Source organism: Pseudoselenomonas caprae, assembly GCF_008271345.1.
Lineage (GTDB): Bacteria > Bacillota > Negativicutes > Selenomonadales > Selenomonadaceae > Selenomonas_A > Selenomonas_A caprae.
Genome location: NZ_VTOZ01000019.1, coordinates 20,532 through 38,718, shown reverse-complemented (window position 1 = coordinate 38,718; position 18,187 = coordinate 20,532). Strand labels below are relative to the sequence as shown.

Sequence of the window (18,187 nt, the reverse complement as noted above, 5' to 3'; positions counted from 1 at the left end):
AATGAATACCAAGGGAAGATTTGGCCAGTATGGCGGGCAGTATGTGCCGGAAATCGTGATGCCGGCGCTCAATGAGCTTGAGGCCGCTTACCATAGATATAAGAACGATCCGGAATTCACGGAGCAGTTCCGCGCGTTGCTGCGCGAATATGCAGGGCGTCCGACGAATCTCTACTACGCAGAGAAACTGACCGCGCATTATGGCCGGGCGAAGATTTTCCTCAAACGTGAGGACCTGCTGCACACGGGAGCTCATAAAATCAACAATGCGCTGGGGCAGGCGCTGCTGGCTAAGCTCATGGGCAAGAAACGCATCGTGGCGGAGACGGGGGCCGGCCAGCATGGTGTGGCTTCGGCTACCGTTGCTGCGCTGTTTGGCATGGAGTGCCATGTGTTCATGGGGGCTGTGGATGTCGAGCGGCAGAAACTCAACGTGTTCCGCATGAAGCTGCTCGGCGCCAAGGTCATCCCCGTTTCAAGCGGCACGGGAACTCTCAAGGATGCGACGAGCGAGGCCATCCGCTATTGGGCGACGAATATCACCGACACCCATTATATCATCGGCTCGGCTGTCGGCCCCCATCCGTATCCGACGATCGTGCGCGACTTCCAGAAGGTCATTGGCGAGGAAATCCGCGAGCAGATCAAAGCGCAGACCGGGGGACTGCCGGATTATCTGGTCGCCTGCGTCGGCGGCGGCAGCAATGCCATCGGCACATTCTACGATTTCCGCAAGGACAGTGCTGTCAGGAAGTTTGGTGTCGAGGCAGGCGGCCGCAGTGATGGGGTGGCGGATAATGCCAAGACGCTCTCCGGTGCTGGTGAGCCGGGAATCCTGCATGGTGCCTTCAGCTACCTGCTGCAGACGCCTGATGGCCAGGTCGTCGAGGCGTATTCGATATCCGCAGGTCTTGACTATCCGGGGGTAGGGCCGGAACATTCCTACTATAAAGATGAGAACATCGTCAAATATGTATCGGTCACGGATGAAGAGGCCTTGGCGGCCTTCCAGCGCTTGTCGCAGATCGAGGGCATCATTCCTGCCTTGGAGAGCTCCCATGCGTTGGCGTACCTTGAGAAACTGATGCCGGAAACAAAAGCTGGTGAGTCCGTAGTCGTATGCTTGTCGGGCCGTGGCGATAAGGATGTAGCCATGGTGGCCAGGGCACTGGGGGAGGATATCGAGTTATGAACCGTATTGAGGCGAAGATGGCAGCGCTCAAAGCTGCTGGCAAAAAAGGCATTTATATCTATATCACCTGCGGTGCGCCGGATGTGGCGACGACAATCGAGGCAGTCCGGCAGGCTGAGCAGAATGGCGCTGATCTCATCGAACTGGGACTGCCGTTCTCAGATCCGATGGCCGATGGCCCGGTCATCCAGACCGCATCGGTGGTGGCGCTCAAGAATGAGATGACGCTGGCCAAGGAGCTGGAAATCCTGCGCGAGATCCGCAAGTTCTCGGATATCCCCTTGGTGGGTATGGGGTATATCAACAATATGTACCACTATGGATTTGCGAGATTCGTCAAGGATTTCCAAGCTGCTGGCATGGATGGCATCATCGTGCCGGATGTCCCGCATGAGGAGTCGGAAGAGATGCGCCGGATCTGCCAGGAGAATGATTTCGTGCTGGCGGAATTCATCACGCCGGGCACGACGGAGGCGCGCATGCAGGATACCTGCAAGGATGCACGTGGTTTCATCTACTGTGTCTCCAACAATGGTGTCACAGGGGTCAAGAAGGTGGACTACCGTGTGATCGGCGGCGTTTGCGACAAGGCGCGCAAGTATACGGATACGCCGCTGGCGGTGGGCTTTGGCATCGGCTCGGCTGAGGCGGCTGTGGAAGCCGCTGCGCATGCGGATGCTGTCATCGTGGGCAGTGCTGTGGTCAAGCGTCTGCTCGACCATGAGCTTACGGAAGCCATGGCCTTGGTCCATGAGATGCGCGTGGCGCTCGATGCGAATTATGCGCAGTGAAAACAGAGAAAAGGATTTTTAGAAGCGATGACGAATAGTTATTTCTAGGAAATTCGATTCCAGAAAGGAAGATAGCTATGATCGTCACTGATATAAAAACCGTAGATGCGGCCGAAGATCTCATTCGCCGCCATACGCAGAACCGTCCGGAAAAACCAAGGAGCGTACAGGAGATATCGGCCCGCTACCGGCAGGCGATAAAGCAGTATCAGGTACTCATGCATGCGGAGATCGATAACCGCGAGCAGCGGGTCATGCTGTATTCGGAAATCAAGACGCTCGGCTGGTGTTTGGGACGCGACGAGCATAAGGTGGTAAAGGATATCAACACGCCGCAGCCATGACGGCGTCCATCCGGTGAAAGCCCCTGCCTGGTGATAAGACGCCAGGCAGGGGCTTTTTCTGGATGGGAGTGAGACATATGAAGCTTGAGCCAGCGTGTGCTGACTTTTGCCGGTTGGCAAAGACGAAGAATCTCATCGCTGTGTCGGCAGAACTCAATATGGATATGGATACGCCAGTGTCGGTATATTATAAGCTGGTCGATGAGCACAAAGGCTTCATCCTGGAGTCGGTTGACACGACGCATCAGCAGTTCGGCCGCTATTCGTTCATCGGAGCAGAGCCGTTTGCACGGCTGCAGGTCTTCAAGAACCGCTTGATGATCAAGGAAAATGATTTGATGAAGACCATCGAGGGCAATCCGGTCGCAGCAATCCGCCAGTACATGGCACGGTTCCAGCCGGCCATCGAAGATGCGGCGATCCCTCTGGCCAATGGTGGACTGGTGGGGTATTTCAATTATGAGATTGTTGGGACCTTTGACCGGGTGCGGGGCTTGGACATCGGGGAGGAGGATCTCTTGGGGCAGTTCATGCTCTGCCGCATTCTGGTCGTCTACGATGCGCTGCGCAACCGGGCAAGGATTGTCTGCTTTGCTGACATCAAGGCTGGCGAAGAGCCTGAGGCTCTGTACCACAGCATCGAGGCGAAGATGGAAGCTTTGCAGCAGAAGCTCGCAGCGCCGGTGGCCTTGCGGGCAGCAAAGCCTGCAAAGCGCCAGGAACCTGTGGATTTCCTCGGGAAGTATGGGCAGGTGCCTGAGGATTTCCTCACGGCGATCCGCAAGGCCAAGGAGCATATCTTTGCCGGAGATATCTTCCAGATCGTGCCTTCGCGTCAGTTCCGGCAGAAAATCACCAAGCCCTGCTTTGATTTCTACCGCCGGCTGCGGCAGGTGAATCCGTCCCCCTATATGTTTTACCTCAACTTTGGCCGCGTGAAGCTTGTCGGCGCTTCGCCGGAGATGCTGGTCAAGGTGACCGGTGGTACCGTCTATACTTATCCGATTGCCGGTACGCGCCGCCGGGGCAGGACGGCCGCAGAGGACAGCGAGCTGGCGGCAGGCCTCAAGGCGGACAGCAAGGAGGTTGCAGAGCATTCGATGCTCGTGGATCTGGCGCGCAACGATATCGGCCGCATCAGCGAGCCGGGCTCGGTCCGCGTGACCAAGCTCAAGCAGGTCGAGTATTTCAGCCATGTCATGCATATGGTTTCTGAGGTGGTGGGCAAGATAAAAGCGGGCTATACGCCGATGGATGTGCTCAAGGCGACGTTCCCGGCGGGAACAGTCAGCGGGGCACCGAAGCTGCGGGCGATGGAAATCATCCATGCGCTTGAGCCGGTGAAGCGCGACACATATTCGGGGACAGTCGGCTATATGGACTTTGCCGGCAATATGGATATGTGCATCACCTTGCGCACGATGCGCATCGAAAACGATGACACGGCCATCATCCAGTCGGGGGCTGGCATCGTGGCTGACTCGGTGGCCGAGAAGGAATACCAGGAGATCCTGCAGAAATCCAAGGCGCTGTTTGAGGTAGTAGAGGAGGTGGAAAACGATGTTGTTGCTTTTAGATAACTACGATTCGTTCACCTACAATGTCTACCAACTCTTGTCGGAACTTGGGGCTGAGGTCGAGGTCATACGCAACGATCAGACGACCGTAGAGGAAATCCGCCGCCACGGCTATGCGGGCATTGTGCTTTCACCGGGGCCGGGGGTACCGGCGGAGGCCGGCATCACAGAGCAGGTGATTGTCGGGCTGAAGGGCGAGCTGCCGATGCTGGGCATCTGCCTCGGCCATCAGGCCATTGGCGAAGTCTTTGGCGGCCAGGTGGTGCGGGCTGGCGAAATCGTGCATGGCAAGACTTCGCCGCTGAAGCATACCGGTCAGGGCTTGTATGCCGGACTAGCTCAGGGAATCCCGATTGGCCGCTATCATTCGCTGGTGATCGACCGGGAGACACTGCCGCCGTGCTTTGCCGTTACCAGTGAGCTGGCTGATGGCATGGTCATGGGCATCCGCCATAAGGAATATGATATCGAGGGGATACAGTTCCATCCTGAGTCCATCCTGACGCCGGATGGACGTACGATGATGCAGAATTTCCTGGCGCGTCTGGGTTGAGGAGGAAAGATTATCTGGCCTTCCCTGCGGGGAGGGCTTTTTCTTTTGCCTGAGTGTGCTATAATAGAAGCCGTCATGCTTTTTATGATGGTGAAAGGAAATATTCATGCGAAATATACTGACCAAGGCGGGAATCCTGGTGCTGCTGTTCCTGATGCTGCTGCCAGCTGTTCCCGTGGCCGCGGGCAGGCATAAGGCTGACCAGGCGGCAAAGCCGAAGGCCAGGATCTTGTTTGTGCCGCAGGACAACCGGCCGACATCCTGCGAGCAGACCGCTGATGTGGTACGCAAGCTCGGCTATGAAGTGGTGATGCCTGACAAGGAATTGCTGGGCGGGCTCAAGAAACGCGGCAATCCCGAGCGTCTGTGGCAATGGACCAAGGAGCAGGCGCCGAAGGCCGATATCGCGGTGATTGCGACGGACTCGCTGCTCTACGGCGGCCTGGTAGCCTCGCGCAAACACAATACACCGCTGCCGGTACTGCAGGAGCGGGCTGGCAGGCTGGCGGAGCTGCATCGGGACAATCCTGGCCTCAAGCTCTACGCCTTTGCGTCGCTAATGCGCACGCCGCGCAGCGGCGAGGCGTCGGGCGGTGAGGACCCGGATTATTATATTGATTACGGGGCCAAGATCTTCCGCTATACGGGGCTTATGGACAAGGCTGAGATGCGCGGGCTCAGTGCCGCCGAGGCGGATGAGGCGATGGAACTGGAGTCGGCAATCCCGGACTGGGTGCTGGCCGATTGGATGAAGCGCCGGCAGCATAATGTCGATACGACGAAAATGCTCATCGACGACGTGCGCGCTGGTGCCATGGAGTATCTGCTGGTGGGCAAGGACGACAATGCGAGCTTGTCGCAGACCCATCGCGAGAGCCGCTGGCTGAAGACTTATGCCGAGGGGATTCCGGCCGAGCACTTCCAGCTGGTAGCGGGCATCGATGAACTGGGCCTGCTGCTCTTGAGCCGGGCCGCCAATGCCTGGGAACATGTCGTCCCGCAGGTGGCGATTCGGTATAATGAAGGCTTTGGCGGACAGACGATACCGACGTATTCCGATGAGCGCGTCGAGGCGACCCTGCAGACGGATCTGCAGATTGCTGGCGGAAGGCTTGTGGCGGAACCGGCGAAGGCGGATTTCACGCTGCTGGTGAATACGAATCCGGATGGCGTCACTGGCGAGGCCAACCATATCCGCGACTGGGAGCAGGCGCCGCTGAACAACGGGCAGGATCGTGCGGGAACCAATGCTTTCCTGCGGCAGCTGCGGGAGCTGCTGCACAAGGGCTATGCCGTAGGCGTAGCTGATATAGCCTTCACGAACGGTGCGGACAATGCGCTCATGCGCCACTTGGAACAGGAGAACCTGTTGTTCTCCCTGCGTTCGTATGCCGGCTGGAATACAGCGACCAATAGCCTGGGTTTTTCCCTGGCTCAGGGCATGCTCGCTGCGCGCATGCCCAAAGCGGCGGCCAACGCACTGCTATTGACCCGCTATCTGGACGATTGGGGGTATCAGGCCAATGTGCGCACGGCACTGGCCATGGAGATTGAACAGTTGGAAGATCCGCAGGTATATCTCTATCTGGGCGATTATGAGCCGTATATGGTGGAGCAATCGACGGCATTGCTGCAGGCGTTTGCCCGCGAGCATCTGCCACAGCTGCATAGGCCGGAGACATTGCGGGTGACGTTTCCTTGGCAGCGCATGTTCATAGCGGATATCCGCTATGATGCGCAGAACTGAAGAGCAGCGGGAGCAATCCCGCTTTCTTTTCAGCTTTAAAGTCAAAAGGTCAGAAATAATATTTGACTTTTTGACTTTAAGCAGTATAATAAGAATTAGAAACGGAACCGTTCGAATGATGACATGAGATTACGGAGGAAATAGATTATGGGACAGGAAAGATATACGGCGAAGACCATGGCGGCCTTGCAGTCGGCACAGCAGCTGGCAGCCATGCGCTACCATCAGGAGATCAGCTCAGCGCATGTATTGCTCGCGCTGGCCAAGGAGCCGGAGGGGCTGCTGGCGACGATCTTTGCAGACTGCCAGACGGATATGCCGATGCTCAAGGCCCGGCTGGAGCAGGTATTAAACAAGATCCCGAGCGTCAAGGGCTCGGACCGTCTGGGCATGGGCATGGATATGGTGCGCGTGCTGGGGCGGGCGGAAGAGCTGGCCAAGGCGATGAAGGATGACTATGTATCGACGGAGCATCTGCTGCTGGCGGTTGTCAGTGATGGCAGTGACGAAGTGCAGTCCATCTGCCGGGAGTTCAAGCTCACGAAGAGCAGCATCCAGAGCTCGATCAAGAAGAATCGCAAGCAGAATGTCACGAATGAGAACCCGGAGGAAGGCTATAAGTCGCTGGAGAAATTCGGCCGCGACCTCACGGAGGCAGCGCGCCATGGCAAGCTCGACCCTGTCATTGGCCGTGACGAAGAGATCCGCCGCACGATCGAGATCCTGTCACGCCGCACCAAAAACAATCCGGTGCTGATCGGCGAGCCGGGTGTCGGCAAGACCGCAATCGTCGAAGGGCTGGCCCGCCGTATCGTGGCAGGGGATGTGCCGGAGTCCCTGAAGAACAAGACGCTGTACTCCCTCGACATGGGGGCGCTGATCGCCGGTGCCAAGTTCCGCGGTGAATTCGAGGAGCGCCTCAAGGCGGTGCTGAACGAAATCGTCAAATCCGACGGCCAGATCCTGTTGTTCATCGATGAAGTGCATACGGTAGTCGGTGCCGGTGCGGCAGAGGGCGCTATGGATGCGGGCAATCTCTTGAAGCCCATGATGGCACGTGGCGAGCTCAGATGCATCGGCGCGACGACCCTCAACGAGTACCGCAAATACATTGAGAAGGATACGGCCCTGGAGCGCCGCTTCCAGCCGGTCATGGTCGGCGAGCCGTCGGTGGAGGATACGATCTCTATCCTGCGCGGGCTAAAGGAGCGCTATGAGGTGCATCATGGTGTCCGCATCCGCGATGCTGCGCTGGTATCGGCAGCCGTGCTCTCCGACCGGTATATTTCGGACCGCTTCCTGCCCGACAAGGCCATCGATCTTGTCGATGAGGCGGCAGCTAAGCTGCGCACGGAGATTGAGTCGATGCCAGGGCCGCTCGATGAGATTCGCCGCAAAATCATGCAGCTGGAGATTGAAGAGCAGGCTTTGAAGAAAGAAAATGACGAGGCATCGAAGGCGAAACTGGATTCGATTGCCAGTGAAAAGGCGGCGCTGCAGCAGCAGGAAAGCGGGCTCAAGGCAAAATGGGAGAGTGAGAAACAGGCTATCCTGCGCGTCCGCGCGATAAAGAAAGAAATCGATGAAGTGAACAGCCAGATGGAGGCGGCTGAGCGCGCCTATGACCTCAACCGCATGTCGGAGCTTAAATACGGCAAGCTGCCTGAGCTGCAGAAAAAACTGGCCGATGAGGAGAATATCATTGCGGCTAAGTCTAAGGATGAGCAGCTGCTCAAGGAAGAAGTTGGTGAGGAAGATATCGCCAAGGTCGTCAGCCGTTGGACGGGGATACCGGTGGCCAAGATGATGACAGGAGAGCGCGAAAAGCTGATTCATCTCGAAGAAGGACTCCATACGCGGGTCGTGGGTCAGGATGAGGCGGTGAAGGCTGTCAGCGAGGCCATTTTGAGAGCGCGGGCGGGAATCAAAGACCCCAACCGTCCAATCGGCTCCTTCATTTTCCTTGGCCCCACTGGTGTCGGCAAGACTGAGCTGGCCAAGACGCTGGCTGAGTCGCTGTTTGACGATGAACGCAGCATGATCCGCATCGACATGAGCGAGTATATGGAAAAGCATAGCATTGCCCGCCTGATCGGTGCGCCTCCGGGCTATGTCGGTTATGATGAGGGCGGCCAGCTGACCGAGGCTGTGCGCCGCCGTCCGTACAGTGTCATCCTGCTCGATGAGATCGAGAAGGCGCATCGCGATGTGTTCAACGTGCTGCTGCAGATCCTCGATGATGGGCGGCTTACCGATGGCAAGGGCCGTGTGGTCAACTTCAAGAACACGGTCATCATCATGACGAGCAATCTCGGTTCCCAGGAAATCCTCAACAAGGATTATGAGGAAGCCAAGTCAGCTGTGGACAGTATCCTCAAGGAATACTTCCGGCCGGAGTTCCTGAACCGCGTGGACGATATCATCGTCTTCAAGGCGCTGCAGAAGGAGCAGGTCAAGAATATCGCCGCTATTCTCCTACAGAAACTCGGCGAGCGGCTGCAGAAGCAGGTCAGGATCACCTTGGGCTGGGATGAAGCGGCTCTGTCGGCTCTGGCTGAGCAGGGCTTCGACCCGAACTTTGGCGCCCGGCCGCTGCGCCGCCTGCTCGTGCATACCGTTGAGACGGAACTGTCCAAGTCCATTATCCGCGGGGATGTACAGGAGGGCGACACGGTGGCTATCGGCTTTGCAGATGGCGCGTTCACCTTCACCAAAGCATGATGCTGCACATAGAAAAAACGGTGGCTGGAGTGATCGATCACTCCAGCCACCGTTTTGTTATGGCGTGGGGATGAATCTGGCGAGGAAGGTATGATTCCCGTCCAGAAGGTCCTTATGCAATTTTGCCAGCGGGGCGAAGATTGGAGAGTACTGCAAGCGCAGCTTGAAGCGCAGGAACGTGTGGTTCGTGCAGCCGAAGATGGGCACGCGGTTGAGTACGTAGCGGTTATCGCCTTGGCCGGCGAGGCCGTAGTTGACGGTGAAAGCGCCCTTGTAGCCGGCGTCTTTCACCCGCTGCTGCAGCTCCTCATCATAAGAGCCGCAAGGGTAGGCAAGGAAGTTTATCGTCTTGCCGAGCTTCCATTCCAAAGCTTTTTTTGACCCGTCAAGCTGATTCCAGGTTTCTTCGGGGCTCGTGCTGTCGAGCTGGGCATGGGAGAGGGTGTGGCTCTCGAAGTTGATGAGCCCGCTCTCCTGCATCTCCGCTGCCTGGGACCAGGTCAGATAATTGGGATAGGTGCTGACGTAGTCAGAGATAAGGAAAATGGTGCCGCGCAAGTTGTATTTCTCCAGGATGGGGAAAGCATTGCGGTAATTATCGGCATAGCCGTCGTCGAAGGTGATGATGACAGGTTTATCCGGCAGCGGCCGTCCCTCGTCCCAGGCGGAAATCATCTCGTCCGGTGTGATGGTGTGGTAGCCATTGTCAGCCAGATACTTCATCTGCGTTTCGAACTGGTCTGTGTGTACGGTCAGCGCGTTCTCGTCGCGATCATTGATCTGATGGTAGTTTAATACGGGAACGGAATCTGCTGCACCATGCATGAGATAGAGGCAGCCGCCGATTCCTGCAAGCAGAACGGCTAGCAAAACTCCACCCAGCCGTTTTAGCCATGTTGCCATGAAAGACACATCCTTTTGTTGATTTTAATATCCTGTCTAATATATACCAATGCGGCAAGCATGTCAAATGATAAAAGGGCGCTGCGCCGCTCTGCAAGCAAAAATCCGCTGACGCTGGTGTCAACGGATTCGTATGCATCGGTATGTAGATCGGTTAAGGAACCCGGGGCGGAGCTCAGCCGATGACGCGGCAGGCACCGGCATAGTGGGCAACGCGGTAATCGCGGGACAGGGAATCGTAAGCGATGCCGTGCGTGCTGGAGGCGTGGATCATCTGACCGTTGCCCACGTAGATGCCGACATGGGAGATATTCACGTAATCGCCCGCGAAGAAGACGAGGTCGCCAGGCTGCAAGTCGGCTTTGTTGACCGGGTGGCCAGCGGAGATCTGGATATCAGCAGTCCGTGGCAGGTTGATGCCGTGCTTGGCGTAAACGTACTGGACGAAGCCGGAACAGTCAAATCCGCTGGGCGAGGATCCACCCCATACATAAGGAACACCCAGAAATTGCTGTGCCGTGCCGATGATAGCGCTGATGCCGGCCAGATATGACTTGTGCTGCACGAATTTCGGCATAGCGCGGTGCAGGAGTGCCTGATAAGACTGGTCACCGACAAGCCCATCGGCAGTCAGATGATGATCGCGCTGGAATTGGCGGACGGCCTCCTGTGTTGCGGGGCCAAAATCGCCATCGACGCTGACATCATAACCGGAGCTGGCAAGTGCTTGCTGGATTTCACTGATTTCCTGCCCTGTGTCGCCGAGACGGAAGGCTGCGGCATCGCAGATGGAAGGGATGGACAGACAGAATGTGGCAGCTAATAATAGACGACCTAACTTATGCAAGGGAAATCCTCCTTAATAATATAGTTGATGTTTCATAAATAAGAAAGAATAGGTTCCAATCAAAACCGAGCCCATTATATCATGTTAGCACCTGACAGGTCAAATAGGTCATAACTTTGCCGAGCATATCCTGGACAAAGGGGCTTTCATTCGCTGCGGATTCGTTTTATAATAGATGGGTGCATTTGATTAGGAAATGAAGGCAATCTAAAAATAAAGGAGATATTGCGATTTATGCAAAGAAATGATTTGTGCTGGTGTGGCAGCGGCAAGAAGTATAAGAAATGCCATGAGGACTTTGACGAGCGTCTGAGCGAGATGAAGTTCGATGTATTCCTGGGACAGTGCCGCCCCCCGAAGAAAATCATCAACAATGCGCATGACATCGAGTGCATCCGCAAGGCAGGCGTCATCAATGATGGTGCGCTGGATCTGGCGGGGACGATGATCAAGGCGGGCATGGACACGGCGACGATCGACAAGGCCGTGCATGACTATATCGTGGAGCGCGGCGGCTATCCGTCCTGCTTGAATTATGAGGGCTTCCCGAAGAGCTGCTGCATCTCCCTCAATGAGGTAGTCTGCCATGGCATCCCGTCACCGAAGACCATCCTCAAGGACGGCGATATCCTGAACATCGACATCACGACGACGCTGGACGGCTATTATGCGGATGCCTCGCGGATGTTCATGGTCGGCGAGGTCAGCCCTGAGGCGGAAAAACTCGTGCGCGTGACGAAGGAGTGCATGGAGCTCGGCATCGCTGCTGCCAAACCGTGGCATTTTGTCGGTGACATCAGCGCGGCTTGCGGCAACCATGCCCATGCCAATGGCTATACGGTCGTCACGGACCTCGGCGGCCATGGCGTCGGCAAGGATTTCCATATGGAACCCTTTGTCGCCCATGAAGGCGAAGCCAATACGGGCATGCTGCTCGTGCCGGGCATGGTGCTCACGGTGGAGCCGATGATCAATATGGGCAAGAAGAATGTCACGGTCGACGCCAAGGACAACTGGACCGTGCGGACGAAAGATAAGAGCCTGTCAGCCCAGTGGGAGAAGACGATTCTCATCACGGAGACGGGGACGGAGGTATTGTCGTCGTAATGACTACGTTCAAGGAATTAGGAATCAGCGACAGCGTCTGCGAGACGCTGCGCTATAAGGGCATCAAGGAGGCTACGCCGGTACAGGAGGCAGCTATCCCGCTCGTGCGGGCTGGCCGTGATGTCATCGCGCAGGCGCAGACCGGCACGGGCAAAACGCTGGCCTTTCTGCTGCCAATCCTCGAGAAGATCAAGCCGCAGGCTGAAGTAGCACAGGCCCTTGTGGTGACACCGACCCGGGAGCTGGCCATCCAGATCGCCAAAGTGGCGGCACTCGTTGGTGAGGCATCCGGTGTGAGTTCGCTGGTCATTTATGGCGGGCAGGATATCGAGCGGCAGAAGCAGAAACTCCGCCGTCATCCGCAGCTCATCATCGGTACGCCGGGCCGCTTGCTCGATCATCTGCGCCGGGGTACGATTGACTTGTCAAAAGTCAACAAGGTAGTGCTGGATGAGGCCGATGAAATGATGCGGCTCGGCTTCATCGAGGATGTCGAGGTGCTGCTCAAAGCTGCGGCAAACGACCGCCAGCTGACGCTGTTCTCGGCGACTATGCCGGACCGCATCAAGGCCTTGGCGCATCAGTATATGCGCGCCCCGGAGAATATCAAGATCAAGAGCGAGCATGTCACGCTGGATGCCATCGAGCAGGTCATCATCAATACGACCGAAGAGGTGAAGATCGATCGTCTCTGTGAGTGTATCAACAGTGACAATCCTTATCTGGCCATGGTATTCTGCCATACGAAGCAGCGTGCGCATATGGTCACGATGGCGCTGGCGGCCCGCGGCTATCTGGTCGACGAGCTGCATGGCGACCTGTCACAGGTACAGCGGGCACTGGTGCTCAAGCGCTTCCGCAAGGCGGAGCTGCAGATCCTCTGTGCGACGGATATCGCTGCCCGCGGTCTTGACATCGAGGGCGTTACGCATGTATTCAACTATGATATTCCCCATGACGCCGAAAGCTATATTCATCGCATCGGCCGTACGGGCCGTGCCGGGCAGCAGGGCAAGGCGGTGACCTTTGTGAATGCCCGCCAGTACGATCTGTTGCGCCGCATCGAGTCGGGCATCAAGAACCACATCCGCAAGGAGCACTCGGAGCGCCATCATCGCCGGCAGGAGAAGCAGGCCAAGATCCTGCAGGAAATCCGCGAGAAACGCGAAGAGAAGAAAAAGAAGAGCAAGCCGCTCTCCAAATACGCCAACCGCAAGGGCAATGCGCACAAGGGGCGCAATGACCGCAGCCGCCGCGTGAAAGCCAAGACGAAGACGAATCTGGGACACCGTGCAAAGATGGGGCGTCATTGACAATATTGTATGCAGAACTCCCGGGATTTATGGAATCCCGGGAGTTTTTTGTGGGGATAATTGTCATAAATTTTTCAAAAAAATAATAATACAAGCAGGAATATGATAAAAAAAGCCGAAGTATATCCCTGTAACCAAATTAAAGGGGGAGATTCCATGATCGGTATCAAAAATGTTATTGCCATTGTTTGCGGCGGTGGACCGGCGCCAGGCATCAACAGCGTTATCTCAGGTGTAGTCAACGAGGCGACCCGCCATGGCTGGGATGTACTCGGTATCTATGACGGCTTTTCCCGCATCGGCCGTGGCGAGAAGAACTATGTCCGCCTTGAGCCGAAAAACATCAGCCGTATCCACCTGACGGGCGGCTGCATCCTCAAGATGTCGCGCTTCAATCCGACGAAGAAAGAGTCCGATCTGCGCACGGTCGTCGAGACGCTCACAGAGCTTGGCGTCACGCATCTCGTGACGATCGGTGGCGATGACACGGCTTACAGCTCGGCGGCGGTATCTGAATACGCGCGCAAGATGGGCCGCACGATCAATGTCGTCCATGTCCCGAAAACCATCGACAACGACCTGCCGCTGCCGGAAGGCGTTCCGACCTTCGGCTTTGAGACAGCCCGGGCCTTTGCTACGACGGAAATCGAAAACCTTATGGAAGATTCCCGCACGACGAATAACCGCTGGTATTTCACGATTGCCATGGGCCGTACGGCTGGCCATCTGGCACTGGGCATGGGCCGCAGCGCCGGAGCAGCGCTCACGGTCATCCCCGAGGAGTTCCCCGAGGAGAAGATCCCCCTGCAGCAGGTGGTAGACATCATCACCGGTTCGATCGTCAAACGCTATCTGACGGGCAAGAATTACGGTGTGGCAGTCATTGCCGAGGGTGTCATCGAGAAGATCGCGCCGGAGGACTTCAAGAAGCTCGGTACGGTGGTCACTGATGAGCATGGCCATATCCGCTACAGTGAGCTCGACTTTGGTGAGATCCTCAAGCAGGCTGTCCTGGCCGAAGTCAAGAAGCTCGGCATCAAGATTTCCGTCATCGATAAGGAGATCGGCTATGAGCTCCGCTGCACGGCACCGATTGCTTACGATATCGACTATGCGCGCTCGCTCGGCTATTCGGCAGTCAAGTTCCTCATGGCTGGCGACAGCGGTGCCCTGATCACGATTCAGGACAACAAGGCAGTGCCGATGCGCTTTGAGGATATCAAGGACCCGGCAACCGGCAAGACCATGGTCCGCAAGGTCAACATCGAGTCGATCCAGTACAAGATCGCCCGCGGCCTCATGATGCGCTTGGAAAAAGAAGACCTGAACGATCCGGGCCTTGCCAATGCATATCGCATGGAACCCAAGGAGTTCAAAGAGCGTTATATGTATCTCTTTGATGCACCGGAAGAGGCTGAGGCCAGCCAGGCAGAACCCAAGAAATGAAGTCCTATATAATAGAATAGAACGCAGATTTAGCAGGGGATTTTCTTTCCCTGCTAAATTTTTTTTATTTTTTTTGGTAAAAAGGGGTTGACGAACCCCAGGCGATGCTCTATAATAATTTCTTGTCAGCCAGTGATGCGCAAGCGTCACAAGCGATAACATCGCGGGGTGGAGCAGTCGGTAGCTCGTCGGGCTCATAACCCGAAGGTCACAGGTTCAAGTCCTGTCCCCGCAACCAAATTGATTATTACCAACATTTCGAGATAATACACATTATCGCGGGGTGGAGCAGTCGGTAGCTCGTCGGGCTCATAACCCGAAGGTCACAGGTTCAAGTCCTGTCCCCGCAACCAAAATGCTGGAATCGCTGATATAGCTCAGTCGGTAGAGCGTATCCTTGGTAAGGATAAGGTCACCAGTTCAATCCTGGTTATCAGCTCCATATATTCTGGCGGCGTAGCTCAGTTGGCTAGAGCATGCGGTTCATACCCGCAGTGTCAGGAGTTCAAATCTCTTCGCCGCCACCAACTTTATCAATGAACCCCTGTTGCAGGGGTTTTATTTATGTATAGTGTCCCGAAATAAAATTTCACCTTGTCAAGGTTTCCTAGTTGACAGTCTAAGGCAAGTGTGCTAAATTGTATTAGTGACATTGTGAAAGAGTCATAGTTTCTGAGCGTAAGGGGTGTAATAAGAGATGCGCAACAATATCACGTTGGAGTGCACGGAGTGCCATAGCCGTAACTACCGTACCAACAAGAACAAGAAGAACAACCCGGATCGTCTGGAGTTCAATAAGTACTGCAAGTTCTGCAAGAAGCACACGCTGCACAAAGAGACGAAATAATCGCTTTAGCGGGTTGAACGGAGATGTGAAGTGACTGTGAAGAAATTCATAGACGAAGTAATCGCCGAGATGAAAAAAGTATCCTGGGCAACCAAAAAGGAGCTTTTCAACTACACCGTGGTTGTAGGCATCGCTGTTGCGATTGTTTGTGCCCTGATTTGGTTCTGTGATACGGTCTTTGCAAGATTGTTCCACATCATTTTAAGGTAAGCAGGGTGAGATAAGCATGGCAGACAAGGACGAGATGGATCTTCGTCAGGATAATCCTGGCAGAGCATGGTATGTAATCCATACCTACTCAGGCTACGAGAACAAGGTGAAAGCCAATCTCGAGCGCCTGATTCACACGGCCAACATGAGCGACATGATCTTCAATGTCGTCGTTCCGGTAGAGGATGAGGTCGAAATCAAGGACGGCAAGAAAAAAGTCGTTCCGAGAAAAGTCTTCCCAGGCTATGTGCTGGTTGACATGATTGTCGATGAGCATTCCTGGTACGTTGTGCGCAACACCACCGGTGTAACGGGTTTTGTCGGTTCTGAGAAACACCCGATTCCGCTTACTGATGCTGAAGCGAAACGTATCTTGAAATCCATGGGCGAGGAAGAGCTCAAACCCGAGCTGGATGTATCCGTCGGGGATGTGGTTCGCATCAACTCGGGTGTTTTCGAGAACTATACGGGCGCCGTTACTGAGATCGATCAGGAAAAAGGCCGCTTGAAGGTTCTGGTAGAGGAAACCCCGATTGACCTTGGCTTCGATCAGGTCGAAAAGCTCTAATTGAAGCCACTAAAATCCATTTTTGGGAGGTGTAAATACAATGGCAAAGAAAGTTTCTAAGATTGTCAAGCTCCAGGTTGTTGCTGGTAAAGCTAATCCGGCTCCTCCGGTAGGTCCGGCTCTTGGTCAGGCTGGTGTCAACATCATGGGCTTCTGTAAGGAATTCAACGAGAGAACCAAGGCACAGGCTGGTCTTGTCATCCCTGTTGTCATCACGGTTTTTGAGGATAGATCCTTCACGTTCATCACCAAGACTCCGCCGGCTGCTGTCCTTCTGAAGAAGGCTGCTAAGATCGACAAAGCTTCTGGTGAGCCGAACAAGAACAAAGTTGCTAAACTGCCGCGTGCAGAGGCAATGAAGATTGCTGAGAGCAAGATGGCTGACCTCAACGCTGCTGACATCGAGGCTGCTACCCGCATGATTGAGGGTACGGCACGCAGCATGGGTATCGAAATCGTTGACTAATGGTTGATGATTTCATCCCGTGGGAGGCATTCACCGTTATTACCACGAGAGGAGATTACTTACAATGGCTAAAGCTGGTAAGAAATATCAGGACGCTTGCAAGCTCGTAGAAGCTGGCAAGGTCTACACGGCTGCTGAGGCTATGGATCTCGTCAAGAAGACGGCTACGGCTAAGTTCGATGAAACCATCGAGCTGCACGTACGTCTCGGCGTTGATCCGAAATACGCTGATCAGCAGGTCCGCGGCGCTATGGTCCTGCCGCATGGCACGGGTAAATCCAAGCGCGTACTCGTCTTCGCAAAAGGCGAGAAAGTAAAGGAAGCAGAGGCAGCAGGTGCTGACTTCGTTGGTTCCGATGAAATCGTCCAGAAGATCCAGGGCGGCTGGCTCGACTTCGACGTCGCTGTCGCTACTCCGGACATGATGGGCACTGTCGGTCGTCTTGGTAAGGTCCTTGGTCCTCGCGGCCTCATGCCGAACCCGAAACTGGGCACGGTTACGATGGATCTCACGAAGGCTATTTCCGAGATTAAAGCAGGTAAAGTCGAGTACCGTACCGACAAAGCTGGTAATGTACATTGCCCGATCGGTAAGGCATCCTTCGACGCTGAGAAGCTTCAGCAGAACTTCCAGGCCCTGATTGATACACTGAACCGTGTAAAACCGGCTGCTGCTAAAGGCCAGTACATGCGCTCCATTACGGTCAGCGCAACGATGGGCCCTGGCATCCCGGTCCAGATTGGCTGATCCAGTCTGATTAGGTTCAACGAGGCTCCGGTCTCCACAACTGTATAACGATGGCTGTAGACAGCAGGTTTGATTCTATCATCTAACGACGATTCGTCGCCTGCCGAGGCCGGAGCTCACTGAATTTGAATATTCAACCTCCGGCGTACGCAGCCGGAGGTTTTTTTACAGGCTTTAAAATCCAAAGTGGACAGGAGGTGAAATTAAAGTGGCAAACTTAACGAAAAAACAGGCTATCGTCGCTGAGCTCAAAGACCAGCTGACGAATGCTAAAGGTGTAGTTCTGACGAGCTACAAAGGTCTGACGGTTGCTCAGGACACGGAACTCCGCCGCGAGCTCCGCGCTGCTGGCGTAACGTATCATGTTGTCAAGAACACGATGCTCCGTCTGGCTGCTAAAGAAGCTGGTATCGAGGGCTTTGATGAGCATCTCGAGGGCACGACGGCTTTCGCATTCTCCACGGAGGATGCTATTGCTCCGGCAAAAGTCATCTGCGGCTTCATCAAGAAGAACAAACTGGACGAGAACGAGGTTCTGACGATCAAAGTTGGTACGGTCGAGGGCAAAGTCATCGACGCCAAAGAGGTCAAAGCTCTGGCTTCGCTGCCGTCCCGCGAGGAACTCATTGCCAAGATGCTGGGCAGCATGAACGCCCCGATTTCCAACACGGTCAACGTGCTGCAGGGTGTTATCCGCAATGCTGTTTATGTGCTTGACGCTGTTCGCGCTCAGAAGGAATCCGCATAATCTGCGTTTCCCTCTTATATAATTAATGAAGAAATAAAGAAAGATTTTTGGAGGTATAT

At 55.2% G+C, this 18,187-nt stretch carries 18 protein-coding genes and 4 tRNA genes; 20 read left to right on the top strand and 2 right to left on the bottom strand.

Annotated features, from left to right (window positions below):
• Position 1: 1 nt before the first annotated feature.
• The 7 genes from trpB to clpB all read left to right on the top strand — a co-directional run bounded on the left by trpB (position 2) and on the right by clpB (position 8,925).
• The gene (gene trpB / locus FZ041_RS09595; RefSeq protein ID WP_075443991.1) at positions 2-1,192 is read left to right on the top strand and encodes a tryptophan synthase subunit beta; all 1,191 of its coding nucleotides are present in this window, start codon (positions 2-4) and stop codon (positions 1,190-1,192) included.
• Complete coding sequence (gene trpA / locus FZ041_RS09590) at positions 1,189-1,983, top strand: tryptophan synthase subunit alpha (protein ID WP_075443994.1); 795 nt, start codon at positions 1,189-1,191, stop codon at positions 1,981-1,983. The genes trpB and trpA overlap by 4 nt, the downstream gene beginning before the upstream one ends.
• 77 nt (positions 1,984-2,060) lie before the next feature.
• A complete protein-coding gene (locus FZ041_RS09585) occupies positions 2,061-2,327 on the top strand; it encodes a hypothetical protein (RefSeq protein WP_255449334.1) in 267 nt (88 codons plus the stop codon).
• A 77-nt stretch (positions 2,328-2,404) separates the two neighbouring features.
• Positions 2,405-3,907: an anthranilate synthase component I family protein gene (locus FZ041_RS09580; protein ID WP_149189394.1), complete on the top strand. Its 1,503-nt coding sequence runs from the start codon at positions 2,405-2,407 to the stop codon at positions 3,905-3,907.
• Positions 3,888-4,457, top strand: a complete 570-nt coding sequence (locus FZ041_RS09575) for an anthranilate synthase component II (protein WP_149189393.1) — start codon at positions 3,888-3,890, stop codon at positions 4,455-4,457. Before FZ041_RS09580 ends, FZ041_RS09575 begins: the two co-directional genes overlap by 20 nt.
• Positions 4,458-4,563: 106 nt before the next feature.
• Positions 4,564-6,204 (top strand): DUF4127 family protein, encoded by a 1,641-nt coding sequence (locus FZ041_RS09570; RefSeq protein WP_149189392.1) that lies wholly within the window; start codon positions 4,564-4,566, stop codon positions 6,202-6,204.
• A 147-nt stretch (positions 6,205-6,351) separates the two neighbouring features.
• Positions 6,352-8,925, top strand: a complete 2,574-nt coding sequence (gene clpB / locus FZ041_RS09565; RefSeq protein ID WP_149189391.1) for an ATP-dependent chaperone ClpB — start codon at positions 6,352-6,354, stop codon at positions 8,923-8,925.
• A gap of 57 nt (positions 8,926-8,982) precedes the next feature.
• On the opposite strand, the gene FZ041_RS09560 is transcribed toward clpB, so the two are convergent.
• Positions 8,983-9,828 (bottom strand): polysaccharide deacetylase family protein, encoded by an 846-nt coding sequence (locus FZ041_RS09560; protein WP_075444009.1) that lies wholly within the window; start codon positions 9,826-9,828, stop codon positions 8,983-8,985.
• Positions 9,829-10,003: 175 nt separating this feature from the next.
• Positions 10,004-10,675, bottom strand: coding sequence for a C40 family peptidase (locus FZ041_RS09555; RefSeq protein WP_149189390.1), 672 nt, complete (start codon positions 10,673-10,675; stop codon positions 10,004-10,006).
• Positions 10,676-10,909: 234 nt separating this feature from the next.
• Between FZ041_RS09555 and map the strand changes: the two genes are divergently transcribed.
• From map to rplJ, 13 genes are all read left to right on the top strand, one after another.
• Positions 10,910-11,782 carry a type I methionyl aminopeptidase gene (gene map, locus FZ041_RS09550; protein ID WP_075444014.1) on the top strand — a complete coding sequence of 291 codons (873 nt, stop codon included), beginning with the start codon at positions 10,910-10,912 and terminating at the stop codon, positions 11,780-11,782.
• Positions 11,782-13,095, top strand: coding sequence for a DEAD/DEAH box helicase (locus FZ041_RS09545; RefSeq protein ID WP_149189389.1), 1,314 nt, complete (start codon positions 11,782-11,784; stop codon positions 13,093-13,095). Before map ends, FZ041_RS09545 begins: the two co-directional genes overlap by 1 nt.
• 156 nt (positions 13,096-13,251) lie before the next feature.
• The gene (gene pfp / locus FZ041_RS09540) at positions 13,252-14,541 is read left to right on the top strand and encodes a diphosphate--fructose-6-phosphate 1-phosphotransferase (RefSeq protein WP_149189388.1); all 1,290 of its coding nucleotides are present in this window, start codon (positions 13,252-13,254) and stop codon (positions 14,539-14,541) included.
• Between the two features lie 162 nt (positions 14,542-14,703).
• A tRNA-Met gene (locus FZ041_RS09535) sits at positions 14,704-14,779 on the top strand.
• 39 nt (positions 14,780-14,818) lie between these two features.
• Positions 14,819-14,894, top strand: a tRNA-Met gene (locus FZ041_RS09530).
• A gap of 13 nt (positions 14,895-14,907) precedes the next feature.
• Positions 14,908-14,983: transfer RNA gene (locus FZ041_RS09525), tRNA-Thr, on the top strand.
• Between the two features lie 8 nt (positions 14,984-14,991).
• Positions 14,992-15,068, top strand: a tRNA-Met gene (locus FZ041_RS09520).
• Between the two features lie 170 nt (positions 15,069-15,238).
• Positions 15,239-15,388: a 50S ribosomal protein L33 gene (gene rpmG / locus FZ041_RS09515; protein ID WP_075431109.1), complete on the top strand. Its 150-nt coding sequence runs from the start codon at positions 15,239-15,241 to the stop codon at positions 15,386-15,388.
• A gap of 30 nt (positions 15,389-15,418) precedes the next feature.
• Positions 15,419-15,598 carry a preprotein translocase subunit SecE gene (secE, locus tag FZ041_RS09510; RefSeq protein WP_075444023.1) on the top strand — a complete coding sequence of 60 codons (180 nt, stop codon included), beginning with the start codon at positions 15,419-15,421 and terminating at the stop codon, positions 15,596-15,598.
• A 16-nt stretch (positions 15,599-15,614) separates the two neighbouring features.
• On the top strand, positions 15,615-16,166 hold the full coding sequence (nusG, locus tag FZ041_RS09505) for a transcription termination/antitermination protein NusG (protein WP_075431105.1): 552 nt from the start codon (positions 15,615-15,617) through the stop codon (positions 16,164-16,166).
• A 40-nt stretch (positions 16,167-16,206) separates the two neighbouring features.
• Complete coding sequence (gene rplK, locus FZ041_RS09500; protein ID WP_033170889.1) at positions 16,207-16,632, top strand: 50S ribosomal protein L11; 426 nt, start codon at positions 16,207-16,209, stop codon at positions 16,630-16,632.
• A gap of 64 nt (positions 16,633-16,696) precedes the next feature.
• A complete protein-coding gene (rplA, locus tag FZ041_RS09495) occupies positions 16,697-17,380 on the top strand; it encodes a 50S ribosomal protein L1 (RefSeq protein ID WP_075431103.1) in 684 nt (227 codons plus the stop codon).
• A gap of 208 nt (positions 17,381-17,588) precedes the next feature.
• Positions 17,589-18,128, top strand: a complete 540-nt coding sequence (rplJ, locus tag FZ041_RS09490) for a 50S ribosomal protein L10 (protein ID WP_075431100.1) — start codon at positions 17,589-17,591, stop codon at positions 18,126-18,128.
• Positions 18,129-18,187 lie beyond the last annotated feature (59 nt).